This is a genomic window from Clostridium tarantellae (assembly GCF_009295725.1).
Lineage (GTDB): Bacteria > Bacillota > Clostridia > Clostridiales > Clostridiaceae > Sarcina > Sarcina tarantellae.
Genome location: NZ_WHJC01000573.1, coordinates 1 through 782, shown reverse-complemented (window position 1 = coordinate 782; position 782 = coordinate 1). Strand labels below are relative to the sequence as shown.

The window sequence follows — 782 nt, the reverse complement described above, 5'->3', positions numbered from 1 at the left end:
GTATGGTAGTTGCTTTAAGTGGCTGTGGTAATAGCTCTGCAAGTGTTAATGCTGATGATACTAATAAAGCTAATACTGAATCAACAAATAATAAAAGTGATATTAATGATGCAACTAAAAATAAAGAAACTGACAATAAAGAACAGCAATCAAAAAATAATGTTAATAATGAAAATACAAAAGAACAATTAAAAAATAACAATAATGACACTAATAATAAATCTGAAAATACTACCTATAAAAAAAGTGATGAAAATCAATCTAAATCTAATGTTAATAATAATAATAATAGAAAAAAAGAAAATAGTTCTAATACCATTCATCAAAGTGAAAATAAGGAAAATGAAAGTAATAATAAAGAGAATACTACAAAATCTAAGTCAAATAATATTAAAAATAGTAGTTTATCCTTAAGTGAATTGGCACAAAAAGTGGCTGAATATGAAATTAAATCAAAAGATGTTGGTGCTATAATCCCTGTAAATGTTTCAAGAGAAGGAAATAATTTGTCATTTGAAAAAGATCCTTCAAGTAATATTTTTCTTAATACCAATGAAAAGTTTAGTAAAAATGTTAAAGATGGAATGCTAATAGTAATTAGTGCTGATGAAGAAAAAGATGGGGAAAAAACATATCATTCTTTTAAACTTTTAAATATTACATCTATAGAAGACGGAGGTAGCGGTACTATAGATTTTGGAAGAATTTATAATGATGGATCTGTTAAAATAGGTAATTTTTAGTAGGTATTTAAATAGAAAAAATCTTTATTAAATTTAGTA

General features: G+C 24.0%; 1 pseudogene. It reads left to right on the top strand.

From position 1 onward, the window contains the following. Window positions 1–743: pseudogene (locus tag GBZ86_RS17555) on the top strand (hypothetical protein); the annotation flags it as partial. Window positions 744–782 lie beyond the last annotated feature (39 nt).